At 68.6% G+C, this 23,270-nt stretch carries 11 protein-coding genes; 8 read left to right on the forward strand and 3 right to left on the reverse strand.

Going from position 1 to position 23,270, the window contains the following annotated elements; genetic code table 11:
• Positions 1 to 6,035: calcium-binding protein (locus J2848_RS35240; protein WP_253568841.1), on the reverse strand; the 6,035-nt coding region annotated here is incomplete at its 3' end.
• A 798-nt stretch (positions 6,036 to 6,833) separates the two neighbouring features.
• Here J2848_RS35240 and J2848_RS35245 point away from each other — a divergent pair.
• The 5 genes from J2848_RS35245 (at position 6,834) to J2848_RS35265 (ending at position 16,194) form a co-directional block, all read left to right on the forward strand.
• The gene (locus J2848_RS35245; protein WP_246194541.1) at positions 6,834 to 9,032 is read left to right on the forward strand and encodes a tetratricopeptide repeat protein; all 2,199 of its coding nucleotides are present in this window, start codon (positions 6,834 to 6,836) and stop codon (positions 9,030 to 9,032) included.
• Positions 9,033 to 9,088: 56 nt separating this feature from the next.
• Entirely contained in the window at positions 9,089 to 12,154 is a 3,066-nt protein-coding gene (locus J2848_RS35250) for a class I SAM-dependent methyltransferase (RefSeq protein ID WP_149235641.1), read from the forward strand.
• Between the two features lie 90 nt (positions 12,155 to 12,244).
• Positions 12,245 to 13,090 (forward strand): exostosin family protein, encoded by an 846-nt coding sequence (locus tag J2848_RS35255; RefSeq protein WP_149235640.1) that lies wholly within the window; start codon positions 12,245 to 12,247, stop codon positions 13,088 to 13,090.
• A gap of 213 nt (positions 13,091 to 13,303) precedes the next feature.
• Positions 13,304 to 14,197 carry a glycosyltransferase gene (locus J2848_RS35260; protein WP_170307323.1) on the forward strand — a complete coding sequence of 298 codons (894 nt, stop codon included), beginning with the start codon at positions 13,304 to 13,306 and terminating at the stop codon, positions 14,195 to 14,197.
• Positions 14,198 to 14,208: 11 nt separating this feature from the next.
• Complete coding sequence (locus J2848_RS35265; RefSeq protein WP_149235638.1) at positions 14,209 to 16,194, forward strand: glycosyltransferase; 1,986 nt, start codon at positions 14,209 to 14,211, stop codon at positions 16,192 to 16,194.
• A gap of 21 nt (positions 16,195 to 16,215) precedes the next feature.
• On the opposite strand, the gene J2848_RS35270 is transcribed toward J2848_RS35265, so the two are convergent.
• Entirely contained in the window at positions 16,216 to 17,025 is an 810-nt protein-coding gene (locus J2848_RS35270) for an FkbM family methyltransferase (RefSeq protein ID WP_170307322.1), read from the reverse strand.
• Positions 17,026 to 17,242: 217 nt separating this feature from the next.
• On the opposite strand from J2848_RS35270, the gene asnB reads away from it, so the two are divergent.
• Positions 17,243 to 19,153, forward strand: a complete 1,911-nt coding sequence (gene asnB / locus J2848_RS35275) for an asparagine synthase (glutamine-hydrolyzing) (protein WP_149235636.1) — start codon at positions 17,243 to 17,245, stop codon at positions 19,151 to 19,153.
• On the forward strand, positions 19,150 to 21,078 hold the full coding sequence (locus J2848_RS35280; RefSeq protein ID WP_149235635.1) for a hypothetical protein: 1,929 nt from the start codon (positions 19,150 to 19,152) through the stop codon (positions 21,076 to 21,078). Before asnB ends, J2848_RS35280 begins: the two co-directional genes overlap by 4 nt.
• A gap of 54 nt (positions 21,079 to 21,132) precedes the next feature.
• Here the strand turns inward: J2848_RS35280 and J2848_RS35285 are convergent, their stop codons facing one another.
• Positions 21,133 to 22,155 carry a glycosyltransferase family 2 protein gene (locus J2848_RS35285; protein ID WP_246194539.1) on the reverse strand — a complete coding sequence of 341 codons (1,023 nt, stop codon included), beginning with the start codon at positions 22,153 to 22,155 and terminating at the stop codon, positions 21,133 to 21,135.
• Positions 22,156 to 22,478: 323 nt separating this feature from the next.
• On the opposite strand from J2848_RS35285, the gene J2848_RS35290 reads away from it, so the two are divergent.
• Positions 22,479 to 23,261: a glycosyltransferase family 2 protein gene (locus tag J2848_RS35290; RefSeq protein WP_149235633.1), complete on the forward strand. Its 783-nt coding sequence runs from the start codon at positions 22,479 to 22,481 to the stop codon at positions 23,259 to 23,261.
• Positions 23,262 to 23,270 lie beyond the last annotated feature (9 nt).

The following is a 23,270-nucleotide window of genomic DNA, read 5'->3' on the forward strand; positions in this document are numbered from 1 at the left end:
ATCGTCACGCCAGCCGCGCTGGTGAAGACGATGTCGGTGTTGGCGCCACCCACCAGGGTCTCGACGCCCGACACGGTGACCGTGTTCGGCGTGTCACCCAGGGTGATGACGTCGGTGCCCACGCTGCCGATCAGGGTCTCGACCGCACGGGTCAGCAGGGTGCTGCCCGAAGTGCCGAGGCTGACGACGTCGGTGGCAGCGCCGCCGACCAGGATTTCGATGCCCGAACCCAGCGCCATGGTGACGCCGGTGTCGCCCAGGAACACCAGGTCGCTGCCCGCACCGCCCGACAGGGTGTCGATGCCGCGGGTGATGACGGTGTTGCCCGAGGAGCCCAGGGTCACGACATCCGAACCGGTGCCGCCGACCAGGAACTCGACGCCCGAAGCCGTCATCGTCACGCCGGTGGTGGCCGTGAAGACGATGTCGGTGTTCGCACCGCCGGTCAGGGTGTCGATGCCCGTCACGGTGATGGTGTTCGGCGTGTCGCCCAGGGTGATGACGTCGGTGCCGACGCCGCCGATCAGGGTCTCGATGCCGCGGGTCAGCAGGGTCGTGCCCGCGGTGCCGATGGTCACCACATCGGTGGCAGCGCCACCAACGAGGATCTCCAGGTTCGCACCCAGGGTCAGCGTGTTGCCGGTGTCACCCAGGATCACCAGGTCGGAACCCGCACCGCCGATCAGCGTCTCGATGCCGCGGATGGTGGTGGTGTTGCCGGCCGTACCCAGGGTCAGGACATCGGTGCCGGCGCCGCCGATCACGAAGTCCGCACCCGAGACGGTGAGGGTCGAACCAGCCGTGCTGGTGAAGATCACCTCAAGGCCCGTGCCGCCGATCACCGTCTCGATGTCGCTCACAACCAGCGTGCCGCCGGCCGTGCCGATGGTGACCACGTCGGTGCCCACGCCACCGGTCAGCGTCTCGATGCCGCCCACCAGCAGGGTGTTGCCCGCGGTGCCCAGCGTGACGATGTCGGAGGCGAGGCCGCCGATCAGCGTCTCGATGCCGCCGACGATCAGCGAGTTGGCCGTGTTGCCCAGCGTGATGACATCGGTGCCAGCACCACCGGTCAGCGTCTCGATGCCGCGGAGCAGCACCGTGTTGCCGGCCGTGCCGAGGGTGACGACATCCACGCCCGTGCCGCCGACCAGGATTTCGAGAGCCGACGCCAGCAGCGTCGAACCGCCCGAACCCAGGAACACGAGGTCGGAACCCGTGCCGCCCGTGATGGTCTCCAGCGCGTTGGCGACCAGGGTGTTGCCCACGGTGCCCAGCGTGACGACGTCGGTGCCCACACCACCGCTCAGGGTCTCCAGACCCGAAACCAGCAGGGTGTTGCCCGCCGTGCTCAGCGAGATCAGGTCGAGGCCTGCGCCGCCGGCCAGGGTCTCGATGCCCGAAACCACCATGGTGGTGCCGGTGTCGCCGATGGTGACGACGTCGGTGCCGAAGGAGCCGGTCAGGGTCTCCAGGCCACGCAGGATCAGGGTGTTACCGGCAGTGCCCAGCGTGACGACGTCGGTGTTGGTGCCGCCGACCAGGATCTCGATGCCCGAGGCCAGGACGGTGCTGCCGGCCGAACCCAGGAAGATCACGTCGGTGCCCGAGCCGCCGGTGACCGTCTCCAGCAGGTTGGCGAGCAGCGTGCTGCCGGCCGTGCCGATGGTGATCAGATCGGTGGTGGTGGAACCGGTGATGGTCTCCAGAGCCGAGACCAGCAGGGTGTTGCCGGCCGTGCCCAGCGTCACGACGTCGACGCCCGTGCCGCCGTTCAGCGTCTCGATCAGCGTCACCGCGAGGGTGTTGCCGGCCGAGCCGAGGGTGACGACGTCGGAGAGCGTGCTACCGGTCAGGGTCTCCAGACCCGAAACCAGCAGGGTGCCGCCCGTGGTGCCGATGGTGATGGCATCGGTGGCGGTGCCGCCGATGACCGTCTCGAACAGCGAAACCGTGGCGGTGTTGCCCGTGTTGCCCAGCGTCAGGACGTCGGTGCCGACGTTACCGGTCAGCGTCTCGATGCCGCGCAGCAGCACCGTGTTGCCGGCCGTGCCGAGGGTGACGACGTCGGTGCCCACGCCGCCGATCAGGATGTCGATGCCCGACACCGTGACCGTCGACCCGCCCGAGCCGAGGAAGACCAGCTCCGAACCCGTGCCGCCGGTGATCGTCTCAAGACCGTTGGCAAGCAGCGTGCCGCCAGCCGAACCGATGGTGACGACGTCGGTGCCCGAGCTGCCGGTCAGGGTCTCCAGACCCGAAACCAGCAGGGTGTTGCCCGCCGTGCCCAGCGTGATGGCGTCGGTCGCCGCACCGCCAGCCAGCGTCTCGATGCCCGAAACCACCATGGTGGTGCCGGTATCGCCGATGGTGATGACGTCGGTGCCGAAGGAACCCGTCAGGCTTTCCAGGCCGCGGACGATGACCGTGTTACCGGCCGTGCCCAGCGTGACCGCATCGCTGCCCGTGCCGCCGATCAGGAACTCCAGACCCGAAGCCAGGACCGTGTTGCCGGCCGAGCCCAGGAAGACGAGGTCCGTACCCGAAGCGCCGGTGATCGTCTCGATGCCCGAGGCCAGCAGGGTGCCGCCCACGGTGCCGAGCGTGACGACGTCGGTGCCGATACCGCCGGTCAGGGTCTCCAGCAGCGACACCAGGATGGTGTTGCCGGCCGTGCCCAGGGTGACGACATCGTTGCCGACCTGACCGGTCAGGGTCTCCAGACCGGACACCAGGATGGTGTTGCCGAGGACCGAGCCGATGGTGATGACGTCGGTGCCCGACGAACCGGTCAGCGTCTCGACGGCCGAGACGAACAGGGTGTTGCCGGCGGTGCCGATGGAGATGACGTCGGTGGCGGTGCCGCCGATGACCGTCTCGAACAGCGAAACCGTGGCGGTGTTGCCCGTGTCGCCCAGCGTCAGGATGTCGGTGCCGACGTTACCGATCAGCGTCTCGATGCCGCGGAGCAGCACCGTGTTGCCGGCGGTGCCCAGCGTGACGACGTCGGTGCCGATACCGCCGATCAGGATGTCGATGCCCGACACCAGGACCGTCGACCCGGACGTGCCGAGGAAGACCAGTTCCGAACCCGTGCCGCCGGTGATCGTCTCCAGCGCGTTGGCAAGCAGCGTGCCGCCGGCCGAACCGATGGTGACCACGTCGGTGCCCGAGCTGCCGGTCAGGGTCTCCAGACCCGAAACCAGCAGGGTGTTGCCGGCCGTGCCCAGCGTGATGGCGTCGGTCGCCGCACCGCCAACCAGCGTCTCGATGCCCGAAACCACCATGGTGGTGCCGGTATCGCCGATGGTGATGACGTCGGTGCCGAAGGAACCCGTCAGGCTTTCCAGGCCGCGGACGATGACCGTGTTACCGGCCGTGCCCAGCGTGACCACGTCGGTGCCGACACCGCCGATCAGGAACTCCAGACCCGAAGCCAGGACCGTGCTGCCGGCCGAACCCAGGAAGACGAGGTCGGTCGCCGCACCGCCGGTGATGGTCTCCAGCACGCTGGCGAGGACGGTGTTGCCGGCCGTGCCCAGCGTGACGACGTCGGAGGTCGTGCTGCCGGTCAGGGTCTCCAGACCCGAAACCAGCAGGGTGCTGCCCGCCGTACCCAGGACGACGACGTCGGTCGCCGCACCGCCGGTGATGGTCTCCAGCAGGCTGGCGAGGACGGTGTTGCCGGCCGAGCCCAGGGTGACGACGTCGGTGCCCACGCCACCGGTCAGGGTCTCCAGACCCGAAACCAGCAGGGTGCTGCCCGCCGTGCCCAGCGTGACGAAGTCGGAAGCGGTACCGCCGGCCAGCGTCTCGAGGCCGCTGACGGTCAGCGTGTTGCCCGTGTCGCCCAGCGTGATGATGTCGGTGCCCGACGAACCGGTCAGAACCTCGATGCCGCGGAGCAGCACCGTGTTGCCGGCGGTGCCCAGCGTGACGACGTCGGTGCCGATACCGCCGATCAGGATGTCGATGCCCGACACCAGGACCGTCGACCCGGACGTGCCGAGGAAGACCAGTTCCGAACCCGTGCCGCCGGTGATCGTCTCCAGCAGGTTGGTGAGGATGGTCGCGCCGGCCGAACCCAGGGTGACGACGTCGGTGCCCAAGCCGCCAGTCAGGGTCTCGATCGCGTTGACCAGCAGGGTGCCGCCGGCCGTGCTGATGGTCACCACGTCGGTGGTCGCGCCACCGGTCAGCGTCTCGATGCCGCCGACGGTCAGCGTGTTGGCGGTGTTGCCCAGGGTGACGATGTCGGTGCCCGACGAACCGGTCAGCACGTCGATGCCGCGCAGCAGCACCGTGTTGCCGGCCGTGCCCAGCGTGACCGCGTCGATGGCGGTGTCGCCGACCAGAATCTCGACGCCCGAAACAACGACGGTGTTGCCCGTGGTGCCGAGGAAGACGAGGTCGGAACCGGCGCCGCCGGCGATCGTCTCAAGCAGGCTGGTGAGGATCGTGTTGCCGGCCGAACCCAGGGTGACGACGTCGGTGCCGACACCGCCGGTCAGGGTCTCGACCAGGGTGACCAGCAGGGTGTTGCCCGCGGTGCCCAGCGTGACGACATCGGTGGCCGAGCCGCCCGTCAGGGTCTCGATGCCGCCGACGGTCAGCGTGTTGGACGTGTCGCCGAGGGTGACGACGTCGGTGCCCACATTGCCGGTCAGGATCTCGAGGCCGCGAACGGTCAGCGTGTTGCCGCCCGTGCCCAGCGTGATGACGTCGGTGCCGACACCGCCGACCAGGATCTCAAGGCCGGACGCCAGAACCGTGTTGCCGGCCGAACCCAGGGTGACGACGTCGGTGCCGACACCGCCGGTCAGGGTCTCGATCGCGCCCGCCAGAATCGTGTTGCCGGTCGTGCCCAGCGTGACGACGTCGGAGGTCGTGCTGCCGGTGATCGTGTCGATCGCGTTGATCAGCAGGGTGCTGCCGGTCGTGCCCAGCGTGACGACGTCGAGGGCGGTCGTACCGGTCAGGGTCTCGATCGCGCCGACCGTGACGGTGTTGCCGCCGGTGCCCAGCGTGACGACGTCGGTGCCGACACCGCCGGTGACCGTGTCGATCGCGTTGACCAGCAGGGTGCTGCCGGTCGTGCCCAGCGTGACGACGTCGAGGGCTGCCGTACCGGTCAGGGTCTCGATCGCGCCGACCGTGATGGTGCTGCCGCCGGCAGCCAGGATGACGACGTCGGTGGTGCTGCCGCCGGCAATGGCCTCGATGCCGGTGACCAGCAGGGTGTTGCCCAGGTTGCCGAGCGTCACGACGTCAGTGCCGACGCCGCCGGTCAGGGTCTCGATGGCGGTGACCGCCAGAGTGTTGCCCGCCGTGCCCAGCGTGATGATGTCGGTGCCGCCCTGGCCGAACAGCGTCTCGATGCCGCCCGCCAGAACCGTGTTGCCCGCCGTGCCCAGCGTGACGACGTCGGTGCCGACACCGCCGGTGATCGTGTCGATCGCGTTGACCAGCAGGGTGCTGCCGGTCGTGCCCAGCGTGACGACGTCGATGGCTGCCGTACCGGTCAGCGTCTCGATCGCGCCGACCGTGATGGTGCTGCCGCCGGTGGCCAGCGTGACAACGTCGGTGGCCGTGCTGCCGGTGATGGCCTCGATGCCGGTGACCAGCAGGGTGCCGCCGGTCGTGCCGATGGTCACCACGTCGGTGCCGACGCCGCCGGTCAGGGTCTCGACCAGGCTCACCAGGATGGTGCTGCCGGCCGTGCCCAGCGTGATGATGTCGGTACCCGCACCGCCGGTGACCGTCTCGATCAGGCTGGCAAGGACCGTGTTGCCCGCGGTGCCCAGGGTGACGACGTCGGTGCCAACACCGCCGGTCAGAGTCTCGATGCCGCCGACCAGCAGGGTGCTGCCCGAGGTGCCCAGCGTGACGACGTCCGTCCCCACCCCGCCGGTGATCGTCTCAAGCAGGTTCACCAGCATGGTGGAGCCGGACGTGGCGATCGTGACCACGTCGGTGGTGTTGCTACCAACCAGGGTTTCCAGCAGCGAAACCTGGAGGGTAGAACCGGAAGTCAAGGTGATGAAATCGGTCCCAGTGCTACCGATCAGGGTCTCAAGCGTCGAAATCGATACCGTGTTACCGACCGTTCCGAGCGTGATGACATCGGTACCAACGTTACCGATAATTGTACTATACAGCCCCAATGTTAGGGTTGAACCCGTAGTTACGCCTACGGTGTAGGTTCCAGCCATCAGTAATCCCCTTCAGGTTTGGCTCGCCGGCGGATGAACCATTCTATGGTGCGCGTCACACTGGGTGCAGGCAGACAGACTCAGTCCTAGCGCGAACTAACACACCATGCCCTTGTTATCCGAAGGACTGCGCCCATGGCAATCCGTTTCTACCGAAGTGGGTAGACCGAACTGGCCGGTCTTGTGACGCTCCCCGGATCCGCTATCCCGAACGGCGGACTGCCATTCGCCCAAGCCTTTGCAATGGCTTGAGAAATTCCGGGTATGGCGAAATCGCCACAGGACGCATGAAGTTGGTGGTACCCGCTGTTCTGTCGGCATCCAAGCGTGGGAGTGACCCAGGAAGGAGGGAACCGTTCTCGAATCGAGTGTACAGCGACGAAGACTTGCGAGACTTGCACAACTTCGCTGCCGATCTGCTGCCAAGCTCTGGCTTCGATGGGGACGGTCACGTTGTTACAAGTTGATAACACGGGCTGTATTTCGATTATCGCCGCAGCGAGGATGCGCTTGGAGAATTCGGGAACACCCGTTATTCCCTTGCGGCGGCAGGCGCCACCGGGCAGCCACCACACAAGAGACACAGAGACACACACAAGGGCCAGGGACGACCGATCGAGCATGGCGACCATTCAGGACGCGCTCGCCGCAGCAGTGCGGCATCATCAGAGCGGCCAGCTGGCCGCGGCAGCGCGGATCTACCGCCGTATTCTGGAGATCGCGCCCGACCAATCCGACGCGCTGCATCTGCTGGGGCTGGTCGCCCGGCGTGCCGGGCAGGGGGCAGCGGCTCTCCGCCTGATGGCCCGCGCCCTGCGGATCGATCCCGCCATGGCGGAAACGCGGCTGAACCTGGGCAATCTGCTGCGCGACCGGGGCCATGCGGCCGGGGCGGAGGTTGCCTACCGCAGCGCCATCGCCCTGCGCCCGGACTTCACCGCCGCCTATGAGAATTTGGGCGGGCTGCAACGCGGGCTGCTTCGCCCGGGCGAGGCCCGCGACGCCTATCGCCGGGCCGTCCGCCTCGCCCCCGCCGGGGCGGAGGGGCATGCGGGGCTGGCCAATGTCCTACAGGAAGGCGACGCCCTGCCGGATGCCATCGCCGCCTATGCCCGCGCCATCGCCATCGACCCGGCCCACATGGCTGTCTGCAACAATCTGGGCATCGCGTTGCGCGGGCTGGACAAGACGGGGATCGGGGCGGAGAAGGCGGCGGCGTGGCATCGCCGCGCCGTGGCGCTCGATCCCTATTTTGCTCCCGGCTACAGCAGCCTCGGCCTTGCCTTGCAGGAACAGGGATGGCTGGAGGACGCGGCGCACGCCCATGCCTGCGCCGTCGCCGTCGACCCGGGTTTCGCCGGCGGCTATGCCAACCATGGCAACGCCCGGCTGAACCAGAACCGGCTGGACGAGGCGGTCACCGGCTTCCGCCGTGCCGTCGCCATCGACCCCGCCGGTCCGGACGCCCGCCGCAACCTGGGCATGGCCCTGCTGGTCGGCGGCCGGTTCGAGGAGGGTTGGCGCGAGTATGAATGGCGGCTGCGCTGCAAGGACGCACCTACCCACGCCGACATGCCCAAGCCGCGATGGACGGGAGAACCGCTGGACGGTCGCCGCATCCTGCTGCATGGCGAACAGGGGCTGGGCGACACCCTGCAATTCTGCCGCTACGTCCCCCTGGTGGCGGCGCGCGGCGGCCGGGTGATCATGGGGCTGCCGGCACCGCTGCAACGGGTGATGGCCGGCTTGGCCGGCCTGGAGCGTGTCGTCAGCGGCCAGCTTGCCGCCGACGACTTCGATCTGCATCTGCCGATGCTGAGCCTGGGCGAGGTGTTCGGAACCCAGATGGACACCATCCCCCATCGCGTTCCCTACCTGAGGGCGGAGCCGGAGCTGGTGGCGCGCTGGGGGGAGCGGCTGGCGGGGCTGGAAAAGGACGGGGGCGGGCTGAAGGTCGGCATCGTCTGGGCGGGGTCGCCCACCCACGGCAACGACCGCAACCGCTCCATCGGCCTCGCTCCCTTCGCCCGGCTGGCCGCGATCCCCGGCGTCAGCCTGGTCTCCATCCAGAAGGGACCGACCGAAGGACAGGCGGCCGACCCGCCCGGCGGCTTCCCCCTGTTGAACCTGTCGCCCGACATCAGGGACTTCGCCGACACCGCCGCCATCATGGCCGGCCTCGATCTGGTCGTCTGCGTCGACACCTCCGTCGCCCATCTCGCCGGTGCGCTTGGCGTTCCGGTCTGGGTGCTGGTCCCCTTCGCCCCGGACTGGCGCTGGATGCTCGACCGCGAGGACAGCCCATGGTACCCGACCATGCGCCTGTTCCGGCAGTCCCGCCCGCAGAGCTGGGACGACGCCATCAACCGCCTGGAGCGCGCGCTCCGCCAACGCGCCGCTTCCTCCCCCCACCTCAGAACCGGACCTTCCGACATGCCGATCCTCGCGCCCGTCTCCTGGGGCGAACTGCTGGACAAGATCACCATCCTCGACATCAAGACCGAGCGCATCGCCGATGCCGACAAGCTGGCCAACGTCCGGCGCGAGCGCGAGGCGCTGGTCGCCGTGGCGGCGCAGGCCGACACCGCGCGTCCGGAGGTGGCGGCGCTGATCGACGAACTGCGCGCGGTCAACACCACCTTGTGGGAGGTCGAGGACGAAATCCGCGACTGCGAGCGGGCGAAGGATTTCGGCCCGCGCTTCGTCGAATTGGCCCGGCAGGTCTACCACACCAACGACCGCCGGGCGGCGCTGAAGCGCGACCTGAACCGCCTGCTCGGCTCAGACCTGGTCGAGGAAAAATCCTACCAAGCCTACTGAGGCCCGGCAGCCCCATCCTCCCCTCCGGCTCCCCTCCAGCCCAAAGGTCCTGCCCTATGACCACCGACAGCGCATCCGGGACCGCCAGCCTTCCGACCGGCCAAAGCCAGAGCGGTCAGAGCCTGGCCGACCAAAGCCAGGCCGGCCAGAGCGGTCCGGACCATCGGGCCGCCGGTCATCGTCTGGCCCAGGTGCTGGAGCTGTGCCGGTCCGGCCGGCCGGAAGAGGCGGAGGGGCCGTACCGCGCGCTGTGCGGCGCCCCGCCGCAGGATGCGGCCGGGCTGTTGTCGCTGGCCGAGGCCGCCCGCATCCTGGGCCGGCCGGCCGAGACGGTGGCCTGGGCCGAGGCGGCGGTGCGCAGGCAGCCGGACAGGGCCGAGGGCTGGAGCATGCTGGCCCTGGCCTTCATCGCCGCCGGCCGCAACGACGACGGCTATGCCGCGGCAGCCGAAGCGCTGCGGCGGGTAGAAGCCGGGGCGGCCGGAGGGAAAGCTGCGGGAGGGACGGCTGCGAAAGAGACGGCGGCAATCCAGGCCCACCGCGCCCAGGCGCTCGCCCGGTTGCGCCGCGGCCAGCTGGCCGAAGCGGCGGCCGCCTGCGACACGGCGCTGCGTCTTGCCGACGGTTCTGCGCAGCCGGCCCAGGCCCTGCGTCAGGCGCAGGCCGAGGCGCTGGGCACCCTGGCGCTGGTCCGCATGCTGGAGGGCCGGGCCGAGGAGGCCGAGGCCCTGTTCCGCCGGGCGCTCTCCCACCGGCCGGTCCTGCCGGAGATCCTGGGCAACCACGCCTCGCTGCTGGCCAGGCTGGGGCGAGACGAAGAGGCGTTGGAGCAGGCCGAACAGGCGGTGGCGCTGCGCCCGCGGCTGGCCGGAACACTGCACCTGATCGGCACCCTGCACCACCGCGCCGGCCAGCTGGAATCGGCGATCGCCGCCTTCCACCGGGTATTGACGGTCGATCCCGGCCATCTCGACGCCCGGCTGCGGCTGGCCGACAGCCTGCGCGTCGCCGGCCATTGGCAGGAGGCGGTCGCCGTCTGCCGCGACGGTCTGGCGCTCATCCCCGATCCGGAAGACAGGAGCAGGACGGCGCTGCTGGCCAATCTGGGCACCGCCCTCCAGGCCGGCGGCGACGCCGCAGGCGCGCTGGAAGCCTACCGCGACGCGCTACGCCTTACCCCCGACCTGCCGGAGGTCCACAACAACCTCGCCCGCCTGCACCAGGAGACCGGCAACCCCGACGCCGCCATCGAGGAACTGCGCCGCGCCGCCGCCGGCCGGCCGCTTCCCCTGGCGCTGCGCCGCACCCTGCTGTCGCTGCTGATCGCCGCCGGCCGCACCGCCGAGGCGGAAGCCGAGGCCTTCGGCATCGCCCGCACCGCGCCGGAGGATGCGGAGCTGTGCTTCGGCATCGCAGCCCTGTTCCTGCAAGGCGGCTGGCGCGACCAGGCTCTGCCCTATGTGCGCAAGGCGATCCGTCTCGCCCCCGATGTGCCGCGCAACTGGATCGCCTTCGTCGAAGCATTGCGCGACGCCGGACCGCCCGCATCCGGCGAGGGGGTGGATGAGGGCCTGCGCGCCGACCTGCTGGCGGCCCTCGGGCGGCCGGAGGTGGAAAGCGCCGGCCTGTCCCGTGCCATCGCCGGCGTCCTGATGGCATCGCCCGTCCTCAAGGCTCTCGCCGCTCTGGAGGCGGGGCCCGAGGATGAGGGGCGGGCGCTGGACGGGAAAAGTCTGGCGCTGCTGGCCGATGGCTCGCTTGCCGGACTGGCGGAGGATGCGCTGCTGCTGGCCCATCTGCGCGCCGCACCGGTCTGCGATCCCGCGCTGGAACGGGCGCTGACCCGGCTGCGCCGGGTGCTGATGCTGGCACTGACCGGCCCCGGCCTGCCCGACCGACCGTCCTGGCGCACCCTGTGCGCGGCCCTCGCCGAGCAGTGCTTCCTCAACGAATACGTCTTCGCCGAGACCGACGGCGAGTTCCAGGTGCTGGCGGTGCTGATCCGCGCCGCCGAGGCGGCACTGGCGGGCGGCGAGCCGCCGCCGGCGGTGCTGGTCGCCCTGCTCGGCGCCTACCGGCCGCTCTACCGCTGGGAGCGGGCGGCCGCCCTGCAGGCCATGTCCTGGCCCGAGGAGATCGCCCGGCTGCTGAACCGGCAGGTCGCCGAGCCGCTGGCCGAGGCGGCGATCCAGGCGGAGCTGCCGGCGCTGACGCCGGTCAGCAACCCGGTATCGGTCGGCGTGCGTGCCCAGTACGAGGAAAACCCCTATCCGCGCTGGATGACCACCGGCCTGCTGCCGGAGCCGGTGCCGCTGCCCCGTTTCCTGCACGCCCTGTTCCCGCATGCCGCCCTGCCCGCCTCCCCCGCCTGGGACGCGCCGGGCTGGGAGGCGCCGGAGGTGCTGGTCGCCGGCTGCGGCACCGGGCGCGAGGCGGTGTGGGCCGCCTCCACCCTGAAGAACGCGCGGGTGCTGGCGGTCGACCTCAGCCGCCGCAGCCTTGCCTACGCCACCCGCCAGAGCCGGCGCCTGGGACTGAAGAACATCGAGTTCGCCCAGGCCGATCTGCTGGAACTGGGAGCGCTGGGCCGCCACTTCGACGTGATCCACAGCGTCGGCGTCCTGCACCACATGGAAGACCCGCTGGCGGGCCTGCGCGTGCTGCGCGGGATGATGCGCCCGCATGGCGTGATGGAGATCGGGTTCTACAGCGCCGCCGCCCGCCGCCCCATCCTGGCCGCCCGTCAGTTCATCGCCGAGCGCGGCCACCCGCCGACCCTGGACGGCATCCGGCACGTCCGCCGCGACATCCAGTCCCTGCCGGAGGGTCATCCGGCGCGCGCCGTCATCCATTCTCCGGACTTCTACGGCACCAGCGCCTGCCGCGACCTGCTGATGCATGTCCATGAACTGCACGTCACCCTGCCCTGGCTGGCCGATGCGCTCAAAGCACTGAAGCTGGAGTTCCTGGGCTTCCGGCTCGCCGACCCGGCAGTGGCGGCACTCTACCGCAAGCGCTTCCCCGAGGACCCGGCGATGACCTCGCTGGCCCGCTGGGACCGGCTGGAGGCGGAGCATCCGATGATCTTCGGCGGGCTGTACCAGGCCTGGGTGCGCGGATGACCACCGTCCGGCTTTGAACGTCCGCCGCCATGAGACCGATCAGGTCCAGAGTCGGGCCTGTTTCATATCGTTTTCGGGAAGAAGTGCGACATGGATGAAGAGATCGGCCTTCTGCGGTACAATTCGATTCCCCTCCTGTGCGATCACATCCTGGATTGCGCAAAGGAATATTATGAGCAGTTCGGAGTCCTTCCCCTCCACTCGAACCCGGCTTTCCGTCCTCATGAAGTGAAGGCGGGGGATAGCGTCTTCGTGAAGACGGATCTTCTGCCGTTCTTCGAGAGCCATGTCCTGCACCTGATCAACAACCCCTTCGTTCTGGTCACTGGCGTGAGCGACATCACTCCGGATGCCCACCGCCATCTGCTCGACGACCCGAGGGTGCGGGAATGGTGGGGCTGCAATCTGCCGAAATGGTCATCGTCCGTTCACCAGCTTCCGATCGGGTTTACCGAGAAGCAGCGGCCCTATGGCCGGCAATCCCTTATTCTCGACCATGCGGGCGGATTGCCCTGGAACGATCGTCCCATCGAGATTCTCTGCACCTTCTTGTCCAAGACATCGGTGGATAGAAGCCAGCTTCCCATGGAGGGCGTGTTCATCTGCGAGAGCCGGATGGATTACCGGTATTATTTGGCACTGATGGGGATGTCGAAGTTCGTTCTCTGCCCGCGGGGCAACGGGGTGGACACGATGCGCGTGTGGGAGAGCCTGGCAACGGGCGCCATTCCGATCGTCACGTCGAGCATCCTGGATCCGCTCTACACGGAGTGCGGATGCGCCGTGATTCCCGACTGGTCCCAGATACGGACCGCCACGGAAATCCGGGATGGAGAAGACAGGCGGCAAAGGACGGTGAGCTCATTCGCCAGACGCGACGGCATCCTGTTCCTGGCCCATTGGCGCGACAGGATGAATCATCTGAAGATACCGTGATTTCCTGTTTTTCCCGCCTTTTCCACAGACGAACACAAGACGCCTTGCATACCCATGGAGATGTTGATGCTTCACTTTTTCTGGTCACCATACATCTTCAGGGAAGATTCCTATAACAAGTACGAAGCGAACAATGCCGAAATCTGCAAGCATGCGCGAAGGGTCCTTGGAAAACACACGGATATCCATCTGGAAAGCTTTACCGCTTCCCGGGTGACCCGCAACCCGTCCGACATCCTGCTTGGCCACACCACCTTCGATCCGGCCGGCGGGGTGAGCGACGATTGGGTCCGCGACAACGCCCTGTCGCCGGGCGAGCCCTGCCATCCCAACACCTACATCATGGTCCCGATCCTGCCTGTGCAGATCGCGGAGCATAAAAAATGGTCTCCCTTCGTCGACAGCCAGTTCGATGCCGCCCGGCTGATCTTCGGCATCTGCGGCGAGTACTGGTACGAGCAGATCCAGGCGCTGCCGGTCGACACGCCGATCGGCCGGATCAAGCACAAGCTGGTCCGCATCGACATGGGGTGTGAAGCGCGCCTGTTTGGAACGCCCCGCCGATACACCCCGGAAAGCATGAACGGCCTGCTCCATCTGAGCGACCTCCAACCGCACAAGGGGTTCGACCTGCTGCTCGACAGCATCGACCCAAGCCGGATGCGGCTGCACCTGGGCAGCGGCAACCTGCGCAGCTATCCCAACCAGCGGCTCCGCATCCGCGACAAGGAGGTCATCTCGCTGGGCTGGATGGACAACAGCAATCCGCAGGTGGACCACTTCGTCAAGGAGCAGTGCGCCTTCTACATCCACACCAGTTCCCTGGATGCGCAGGCCACCGCGATCCTGGAGAACTGCGCGCGCGGGCTGGTGCCCATCGTCACCCCGGAAAGCGGCTTCCGCTCCCCCCATGCGATCTACCTCACCCAGGACACCGCCAGGAACCGTGAGATCATCCTCGCGGCGATGGCGATGAGCCCGGCGGAATACGAGGCGCGCAGCGCCGGCGTGGTCGAACAGATTCGGACGAATCACTCTTGGGAAACCGTCTTCGGCACTGTATGGGAGACCATTCAAGCCGACATGCGGCAGCGGTATAGGGCGTGAGCAGTTCCACGATGACCACAGTCCCCACCAGTTCATGCCGGCTGTGCGGCGGCAATGCGATCCGTGTGTTCGAGATGACGCTTCTCGGCCGTCACCAGGTCGGCTATTGGGAATGCACCCAGTGCGGTTCCCTGCAGACCGATCCTCCCCATTGGCTGGACGATGCCTATACGCCGGACTGCATGATGCAGGACGTCGGCATCGTGCAGCGCAGCATACTGCTGTCGCTCACGGTTCCGCCCCTGCTGGAGCAGCTTGGCGTCGGGGCGGGAACCCCTTGCCTGGATTGGGGCGGAGGCAACGGCCTGTTCACCCGCATGATGCGGGATAGAGGCTTCGCCTTCTTCCTGCACGACAAATATGTCGACAATCACTATGCGCTGGGGTTCGCGCGCAAGGATACGGCAACGTCCGTCTTTCCGGTCACCACGGCGTTCGAGGTGCTGGAGCACTTGCCAAATCCAGCCCAGGACCTTGATGGCATCTTCGCCGCGGATTCGGACATCGTCGTCACCACGACCCAGCTTTATCGCGGGGAGGGACCCGACTGGTTCTACCTGTCCCCCGACAACGGCCAGCATGTCTTTTTCTACTCGCTGCGCGCTCTCGACATGGTGGCTCAACGCTACGGCATGCGGCTGCACAGCAACGGCCTGACCCATGTCTTCTATCGGGAACGCCCCAGGCATCTGCGTTATTCGCCGGACCAGGCCCACGCACTGGGCAAGGCGCTCGCCGATCAGGGGGGAACGCTGGAGAGCGGCCTTCGCAGCTTGCAGCGCCATGTGCGGCAGGCTCCCTACCAGCATGTCGCAGCCGACGCGCAGGCCGTGTTGGAGCGTTTGCGCGCCGCCCGTCCGGCCTCCGCTCCCGCCCTTGCCAGCCCGCAGCGCCTGCACTTCCAGATCCGCCGCACCCCGGCCAAGCCGCGGGTGATGATCGATTCCGTCTTCTTCCAGCTTCAGCGCACCGGCATCGCCCGTGTCTGGCACAGCCTGCTGAAGGAGTGGAGCGGCACCGATTTCGCCGAGCGGCTTCTGGTCCTCGACCGCAACGGCTGGGCGCCGCGGGTGCCGGGCATTCCCTACCGGATGATCGAGCCGCACGACTATGCCGACCCGCAGCGCCAGCGGCGGCTGATCGAGCAATGCGGCCAGGAGGAGAAGGCCGGGGTCTTCATCTCCACCTACTACACCACGCCACTGACCATCCCGTCGGTGATGATGGTGTACGACATGATCCCCGAAATGCTGAACATGAACCTGACGCAGCCGATGTGGGCCGAGAAGCGGGCCGCCATCGCCTATGCCCGGCGCTACATCTGCATTTCCGAAAGCACCCGCACCGATCTGGAGCGCCTGCATCCGGAAACCGCCGGGCGGACCAGCCTTGCCTATCCGGGGGTCGATCCCTCGTTCCGCGTGCTGCCGGAAACCGACCGCCAGGCCTTGCGGGCCGAGGTGCGCTGCCCCAACGGCTTCTTCCTGCTGGTGGGCGGTCTGCACGAGCACAAGAACGGCGTGGCCCTGGTCCAGGCCCTGGCACGGATGCCGCCGGAGGAACGCCTGCCCGTCCTGTGCTCCAGCCGTCATGCTTCGCCGGACCAGCTGAACGGCCTGCCGGACGGGGTCGAGGTCCGGCTGGTGCGGGCGGAGGACGACGCGCTGGTCCGCCTGTACAATGCGGCGACCGCCCTGGCCTTCCCGTCCTTCTACGAAGGCTTCGGGCTGCCGCTGATCGAAGCGATGGCCTGCGGCTGCCCGGTCGTCGCCTCCGACCTGCCGGTGCTGCGCGAAGTGGGCGCCGAGGCGGCGCTCTACATCGACCCGCGGTCTCCGGACAGCCTCATCCCCGCCCTGCGCGCCGTCCGCCGTCCCGAGACCCGGAACGCCCTGATACAGGCCGGCTTCGACCGGAGCAGGCGTTACAGCTGGCCGGGAATGGCCGCCGCGGTTCGCGAAGTCCTGGAACAGGAGGCCGACCGGGCGGGGGCCTGAACCGCCTCACCGTGAACCGCCTTACTGCCACCAAGCGTGATCGTCGGCGATCTCGGGCTCGGGGATATGGATGTCGCTGCCCGGCGGCAGGGCGATGAGGTTGACGGCACCGACCCCGCCGAACTGGTCGGTGGGGTTGCCGGCGAAGTTGCCGGGATGGAACAGGCGGGCCGTGTGCCACCAGACCCGGTAGCCCATCGACCGGATCAGCCCGATCAGGGCGGGCGAGTGGTCGCGCCGGTCGTTCTCCACATACAGCACCGGCCGGTGGCGCGCGATCAGCCCGCCGGCCCCGCGCAGCACCGCCTCCTCCATGCCCTCCACATCGGCCTTCAGCAGGCGGCAGGACGGCAGGTCCAGGCTGTCCAGCGTCACCAGCGGAACCAGCTCACCATACTCCCAGCCGCCGAGACCGAGGGCGCCGAAATTGTTGGAGCAATTCGGGTCGAGCGTCGGCACCCGGATGGCACCGGCCTCGCTTCCCACCGCCATCCGCCGGGTCCGCACGTTGGTCATGCCGTTCAGGGCCAGATTGGCGGAGAGCAGGTTGAACAGCATCTCCTGCGGTTCGAAGGCGATGACGGTGCCGGACGGCCCGACCATGCGGGCCAGCGGCAGGGTCTGGGCGCCGATGTTGGCCCCGACCTCGACCACGACGTCCCCCGGACGCACGACCGAGCGGAACAGGGCCACCTCGTACTCGGCATATTCGCCGTAGAGATCGAGGGAACGGCCGACATAGCGGTCGTTGCGGTTGTAGACCATCAAGCCGTGACGGCATGGCCGCATGCGGTTGAAGCCGCCTTCCAGATCCACTGGCCCACCGATCATCCACCCGCTCCATCCGACCCGACCGGACTGGCCGCACGCCACAGCCCCTGCTGTAGCCAAAGCAGGAACCGGAAGCCACGACTTTCCGCCCGCGCGCGCTCTGTCGCCGCATCTCCGGCATCCCGGGTCCGGCATTTCACCATGGCACCCGGCCGGGCGAGGCGCTACACCTAGCCCCCGTCGCCACCCTCGGCAGTCCCTTCGGGAGAGCAGCCCCATGTGCGGTTTCGCCGGCTTCGCCGGACCCGGCGGCGAGCGCGACCTCGCCGTCATGACCAGCATCATCCGTCACCGCGGCCCCGACGACGACGGCGTCCATATCGACACCAGTGGCGCCCTGCCGGTGCATCTGGGCTTCCGCCGCCTCGCCATCATCGACATCGAGGGCGGCCATCAGCCGATGGCGACGGCGGAGGGCGATCTGGTCATCGTCTACAACGGTGAGATCTACAACGCCCCCGAACTGCGCCGCGCGCTGGAGCAGGCCGGCCACCGGTTCGTCACCGACCATTCCGACACCGAGGTGCTGCTGCACGGCTACCGGGAATGGGGCTTGGACATGCTGGAGCGGCTGAACGGCATGTTCGCCTTCTGCCTGCACGACCGCCGCCGGGGCCGGCTGGTGTTCGGCCGCGACCGTTTCGGCAAGAAGCCGCTGTTCTATGCCGAGACGCCGGACGGGCTGGTCTTCGCCTCGGAGGCCACCGCGGTGCTGTCGCACCCGTCGGTGCCGGACACGCTCGACCGCACAGCCCTGGTCAAGTATTTCGCCTACGGCTTCATCCCGGCGCCGCTGACCGCCCATGCTGCGGTGCGCAAGCTGCCGGGCGGCTGCAGCATGGTCTACGACCTGACCAGCCGCCGGCTGTCGGTCAGCCGCTACTGGGAATACCGCATGGTGGTGGACGACCAGCCGCCGGGCGGTCCCGACCAGTGGGCCGAGGAGCTGCGCGAGTTGCTGGACCGTGCGGTGGAACGCCGCATGCTGAGCGACGTGCCGGTCGGTTTCTTCCTGTCCGGCGGCATCGACAGTGCCGCCATCGTGGCGCTCGCGGCCCGGCACCGCGACCCAGCGTCGATGAAGACCTTCACCATCGGCTTCGACGAGCCGAGCTTCGATGAGAGCGGCTATGCCGCCGACGCCGCGCGCCATTACGGCACCGACCATGCCTGCCGCACGCTGAACCTCGACACCGCGGCGGGGATGCTGCCGGAGCTGCTCGGCCGGTTGGACGACCCCATCGCCGATCCGTCGATCCTGCCGACGCACCTGCTGTCGCGCTTCGCCCGCGAACGGGTGACGGTGGCGCTGACCGGCGACGGCGGCGACGAGCTGTTCGCAGGATACGACACCTTCGACGCGCTGCGCACGGCGCGGTTCTACCACCATGCCGTCCCCCGCCCGCTGCACCGGCTGGCCGAGGCGGTGGCCCACCGGCTGCCACGGTCGGACCGCAACATGAGTTTCGACTTCAAGCTGCGCCGGGCGCTGCGCGGGCTGGGCCACCGGCCGGCGCACTGGATGCCGGCCTGGCTGGGGCCGGCGTCGGTCGAGGAGGTGTCGCGGCTGTTCGGCGCCGAGCTGACCGCCGACGGGCTGTATGACGAGGCCGACGCCCTGTGGCGCTCGGGCGCCAGCCGGCACGACGTCGACCGCTCCATCGAGTTCTACGGCCGCTTCTATCTGGGTGAGAACCTGCTGATCAAGGCCGACCGCGCCAGCATGTTCTGCTCGCTGGAGACGCGCTCGCCCTTCCTCGACCGCGACCTCGTCGCCTTCGTCAGCCGGCTGCCGGCCGGGGTGAAACTGCAGCCGAACGGCATCCGGGGCAGCACCCGCAAATGGATCCTGAAGAAGGCGATGGCCCCGCTGCTGCCGCCGGCGATCCTGTCGCGGCCCAAGAAGGGCTTCGGCATCCCCTTGAGCCGCTGGCTACGCCACCTGCCCCAGCCGCCGATGGAGACCGCGGCGCGCATCGGGGTGGACGGCGCCTGGCTGGCGGCGCGCTGGGACGAGCACCGCAGCGGGCAGGCCGACCACCGCGGCCTGCTGTGGGCCTGGACCGCGCTCGCCACCGCGCTGGACCGCCCGGCCCAGCCCCCGGCACCGATGGAAAACGCCGCATGAGCCTAGACAGTCTGGATCGTCCGCTCCCCCGTGCGTTCGGGGGAGCGGACAGGCGCAATGCTGCCCGCTCCGATGTCCCCACCAGCCGCGGTTCGTCGTTCGCCCGCATCCTGGTCGGGCTGCTGCTGGGGCTGGGGGCGCTGATCGTCGCCTATCAGTTCGGCATGAACATGCATGCCAGCACCGGCCTGCCCTATTGGGACGACTGGGGCTATTTCTTCGGCACCGCCCAGGGCGTGCAGCAGCCGCTGACAGTCCAGTCGGTCTTCGCCAAGGACAGCGACCATGTGGCGCCCTTCTTCAAGCTGCTGACCCACGGGCTGTGGCAGGCCATCGGCGTCGATTTCCTCGCCTTCCGGCTGGTCGGCTGGCTGGCCTTCGCCGCCATGCTCGCCTCCTACGCGCTGGTGCTGCTGCGGGACTGCGTGCGCTCGGCCTGGGATGCGGTGCCGGTGGCGGCGGCCGGGCTGTTCCTGACCGGCACGTTGAACAACGAGTATTTCTATTACCAGCACATGGGGCTGGCCCAGCCGATCTTCTTCACCTGCCTGTTCCTGTTCCTTCACACGCTGACCCGCGGGCGGCTGGTGCTGGCGACGCTGTTCCTGCTGGCCTTCGGCTCCACCGGGGTGTTCGGCGCCAGCTATGCCCTGGGGGCGGCCGGGGCCGGGGCGGTGCTGGCCCTGCGCCGGGACGGGTGGCGGGACCGCCTGGATGGCAGGACACTGGTGGCGGTCGGCGGCGGGCTGCTGCTGACTGCGGCGATGCTATGGATGACCTTCCACGGCTCCTACGCCAACCACACCGGCCAGCCGCTGGTGCTGCCCTGGCACAGCGGCTTCTGGGCCTTCCAGCTGGGCGCCTTCGCCACCGCCGCCGGCCTGCCGGTGGAGGCGGTGGGAGCGCCGCTGTCGCTGGCGGCGGGAGCGGCGGCCCTGGCGCTCTGCCTCATCCCGGCGGCGGGCCTGCTGCTGGGCAGCACCGGACGCGAGAACCGCAACGCCGCCCTCGCCATCGCCGGGCTGATCGCCGGGGCGGTGATCGTCACCATGACCACCGCGCTGGGCCGGGCCGGGCTGTGCGGCGAGGGCATCGCCAACGCCCTGCGCTGCGGCACCATCCCGCGCTATGCCTATCCGGTGCTGCTGGCCTTCCCTGCCGCGGTCGCCGGCTGGACACTGCTGCTTGGCCGACGGACGGGGATGGGGGCCATGGCCGGTGTGGTGCTGGCGGCGGCGCTCGCCGTCGGCCATGGCGCCGGGACGGACGCCTTCTGGCGGCACTGGAGCGTCGCCGGACTCAACCGCATGGTGGCGGAGCGCGACGCGGCGGCGGAACGCTGCGTCGCCACCTATCTGCACGCCATCCGCAAGCCGGACGGAATGGACTGGAACCAGCCGCTGGTCTGCCCCTCCGCCTCGCCGCGCGACATCGCGCCCTTCCTCCACGCCGCCTACGATCTGAAGGCCGACTTCGTACAGGCGATCCTGGCCGACGCCGCCAGCCGGCCGGAGCGGGCGATGCTGGCCACCTTGCTGCAAGCCGGCAAGCTGGATGAGGCGTCGGCACGGCTGCGGCTGGAAGCACCGCCGCGTGATGGCGGGCTGCTCGGCTCGCTCGACCGCTTCACGCAGCTTCCCTCCGGCTCGCTGGCGGCGCTCGGCTGGGCGGTCGATGCGGCGGTGCCGGCGCCGGCCGCCTTCGTCCTGCTGGGGGTGGGCGACCACATCGTGGCGACATCCCCGACCGGCGGCGCGCGGCCCGATGTCGCCGCCGTGCTGAAGGATGGGCGGATGACCGACAGCGGCTTCAGCCTGGCCGTTCCGCCCGAACTGACCGGCCAGCGGGTGCGGCTGTTCGTGCTGGGCCATGACGGCGGACTGAAGGAACTGACGCCGCCCGGCGGGGTGGCGGCGACGCCCTGATGCGAAGAGGCCCCGCACCGGGAACGGTACGGGGCCTTCTTCTTATCGGCGTTCTCAATCGCGGAGGCTGCGGTCCGGCGGCGGCGGCTCGTCGAAGTTCAGCATGGTCTTGATCGAATAGTGGCTCTTGCCCTGGCTCTCGAAATAGATGCGGACCAGCAGTTCGGCCAGCAGCCCCATCAGGATGCACATCACGCCGGTGACCAGCCCCATCGTCACCAGCAGCGGCAGCGGCGTCAGGATGAAGGAGATGCCGTCGACCAGCTTCAGGTAGATCGCATAGATGCCGGCCAGCACCGACAGCCCCATGAACATCAGGCCGGCAAAACCGAAGATGTAGATCGGCTTGGTCTCGTACTGGGTCAGGAACTTGACGACGACGAGGTCGAGCACGACCTTCAGCACCCGCTCCAGCCCGTATTTCGACTGGCCATGACGGCGCGGGTGGTGGCGCACCGGCATCTCGGTCAGCTTCGCCCCCTGCCAGCGGGCGTAGATCGGTACGAAGCGGTGCATCTCGCCATAAAGCCGGTAACCCTGCAGCATCTGGCGCCGGTAGGCCTTCAGCGTGCAGCCATAGTCGTTCAGCTTCACCCCGGAGATGGTGGAGATCAGCTTGTTGGCCATTTTGCTGGGCAGCGTGCGCAGCAGGAAGCCGTCCTGCCGGTCGGCGCGCCAGCCCGACACCACGTCGTACCCCTCGTCCAGCTTGGCGAGCAGGCCGGCGATGTCCTGCGGGTCGTTCTGGAGGTCGCCATCCATCGGCACGATGACGTCGCCGCGGGCATGGTCGATGCCGGCCATCATCGCCGCGGTCTGGCCGACGTTGCGGCGGAAGTTGATGACGCGGATGCGGCGGTCGGACGCCACCCGCTGCAGTTCCGCCTCCGTCCCGTCGGTGGAGCCGTCATTGACGAAGATGACCTCGAAGCTGCGCCCCAGCCCGTCGAGCGCCGGGATCAGCCGGCCGCACAGGGGGGCGATGTTGTCCTCCTCGTTATAGACCGGGATCAGGACCGAGACGGAAACCGTGCCGGTGTCCATGGCGGCGGATCCGGGGGCAAGCAGGAGGGTCATCGAACGGGTCCGGAGGCTGCGGGTCATCTGTGGGGGCGATGCCGGGCCATGGTATGGCCGCTGGGTCCGACAAGCGCAACGGATAATTGGGCGGATAATCGGGTCGGGAACCGGGCACGAGGGCCACCGGGAGCCACCCGGGGCCATGGCATGCGGCAATGCCGCGCCCGCTACAGCGTCTTGCCAAGGCCCATGCCACTGTGGGATGACGTGCGGACAAACGGCCGGGCAACACGGGCAGCCGGGCGGATGCCCGTCGGTGGCCGTCTGCCGGCCGCGCGTTCAGCCCGACATGCTCCCCGACCGGAACCGGCCCGCATCCGATGAAACTCTCCCTCGTCATCCCATGCACCCACCGGGACATCGTCCTGGTTCCGGATCTGCTGGAAGCCTATGCGAACGGCACCGAACTGCCGGATCAGGTCATCGTATCGGTCAGCAACGCGCATAAGGCGGATGAAGCCGTCCTGGCGCGGGTCGCCGCCATCGGCGTCACCCGCTTCCCCGAGATCCTCATTCTCAAGCATCACCGGCGCATGTTCCACGGGCCGAACCGCCAGGCCGCTTCGGAACGGGCGATCCATGAGCTGATCTGCTACCAGGATGCCGACGACACCCCGCATCCGCAGCGCATCCAGATCGTCAAGCGCCTGTTCGAACAGTACGACATCATGCACCTGAACCACACCTGCTGCCTGGAAGGGGCGCAGTTCTATCAGGTTCACGGCGCCCTCCAGTTCATGATCTGGCACCAGAGCGCCATCGCCGAAGGCTGCTTTCCGCAGGGGCGGCTGCGCGACTGCGTCCAGGTGCAGCAGTCGTACGGCGCCTTCACCGAACGCCCGGTCCATGCCGGGCAGCCGGTGATCCGGAAGGAGGTGCTGACGCAGGTGCGCTGGAAGGATTGGGGGGAACTCGCCTTCGGCATCTCCGAGGATTACGAGTTCAGCATGGAATGCGCCTATGTCTGGCGCAAATCGATGATCGTCGACATCCCGCTGATCCGCTACACCCCCTTCGCGGGCCGCGAGACGGTGGAGGAGATGCTGGGGCTGGTCCCGGACGGCGCGTCCTCCACAGCCCCGCCGCCCGACCGGCAGCCCTGAACAGGGCAG

This window comes from Azospirillum lipoferum (genome assembly GCF_024170005.1).
Classification (GTDB): Bacteria; Pseudomonadota; Alphaproteobacteria; order Azospirillales; family Azospirillaceae; genus Azospirillum; species Azospirillum lipoferum.

Bases quoted from the DNA above. Each gene is read 5' to 3' on its own strand.
- J2848_RS35245 (WP_246194541.1), top strand. From the start codon at position 6,834: ATGGCGACCATTCAGGACGCGCTCGCCGCAGCAGTGCGGCATCATCAG.
- J2848_RS35250 (WP_149235641.1), top strand. From the start codon at position 9,089: ATGACCACCGACAGCGCATCCGGGACCGCCAGCCTTCCGACCGGCCAA.
- J2848_RS35255 (WP_149235640.1), top strand. From the start codon at position 12,245: ATGGATGAAGAGATCGGCCTTCTGCGGTACAATTCGATTCCCCTCCTG.
- J2848_RS35265 (WP_149235638.1), top strand. From the start codon at position 14,209: ATGACCACAGTCCCCACCAGTTCATGCCGGCTGTGCGGCGGCAATGCG.
- J2848_RS35270 (WP_170307322.1), bottom strand. From the start codon at position 17,025: ATGATCGGTGGGCCAGTGGATCTGGAAGGCGGCTTCAACCGCATGCGG.
- asnB (WP_149235636.1), top strand. From the start codon at position 17,243: ATGTGCGGTTTCGCCGGCTTCGCCGGACCCGGCGGCGAGCGCGACCTC.
- J2848_RS35280 (WP_149235635.1), top strand. From the start codon at position 19,150: ATGAGCCTAGACAGTCTGGATCGTCCGCTCCCCCGTGCGTTCGGGGGA.
- J2848_RS35285 (WP_246194539.1), bottom strand. From the start codon at position 22,155: ATGACCCTCCTGCTTGCCCCCGGATCCGCCGCCATGGACACCGGCACG.
- J2848_RS35290 (WP_149235633.1), top strand. From the start codon at position 22,479: ATGAAACTCTCCCTCGTCATCCCATGCACCCACCGGGACATCGTCCTG.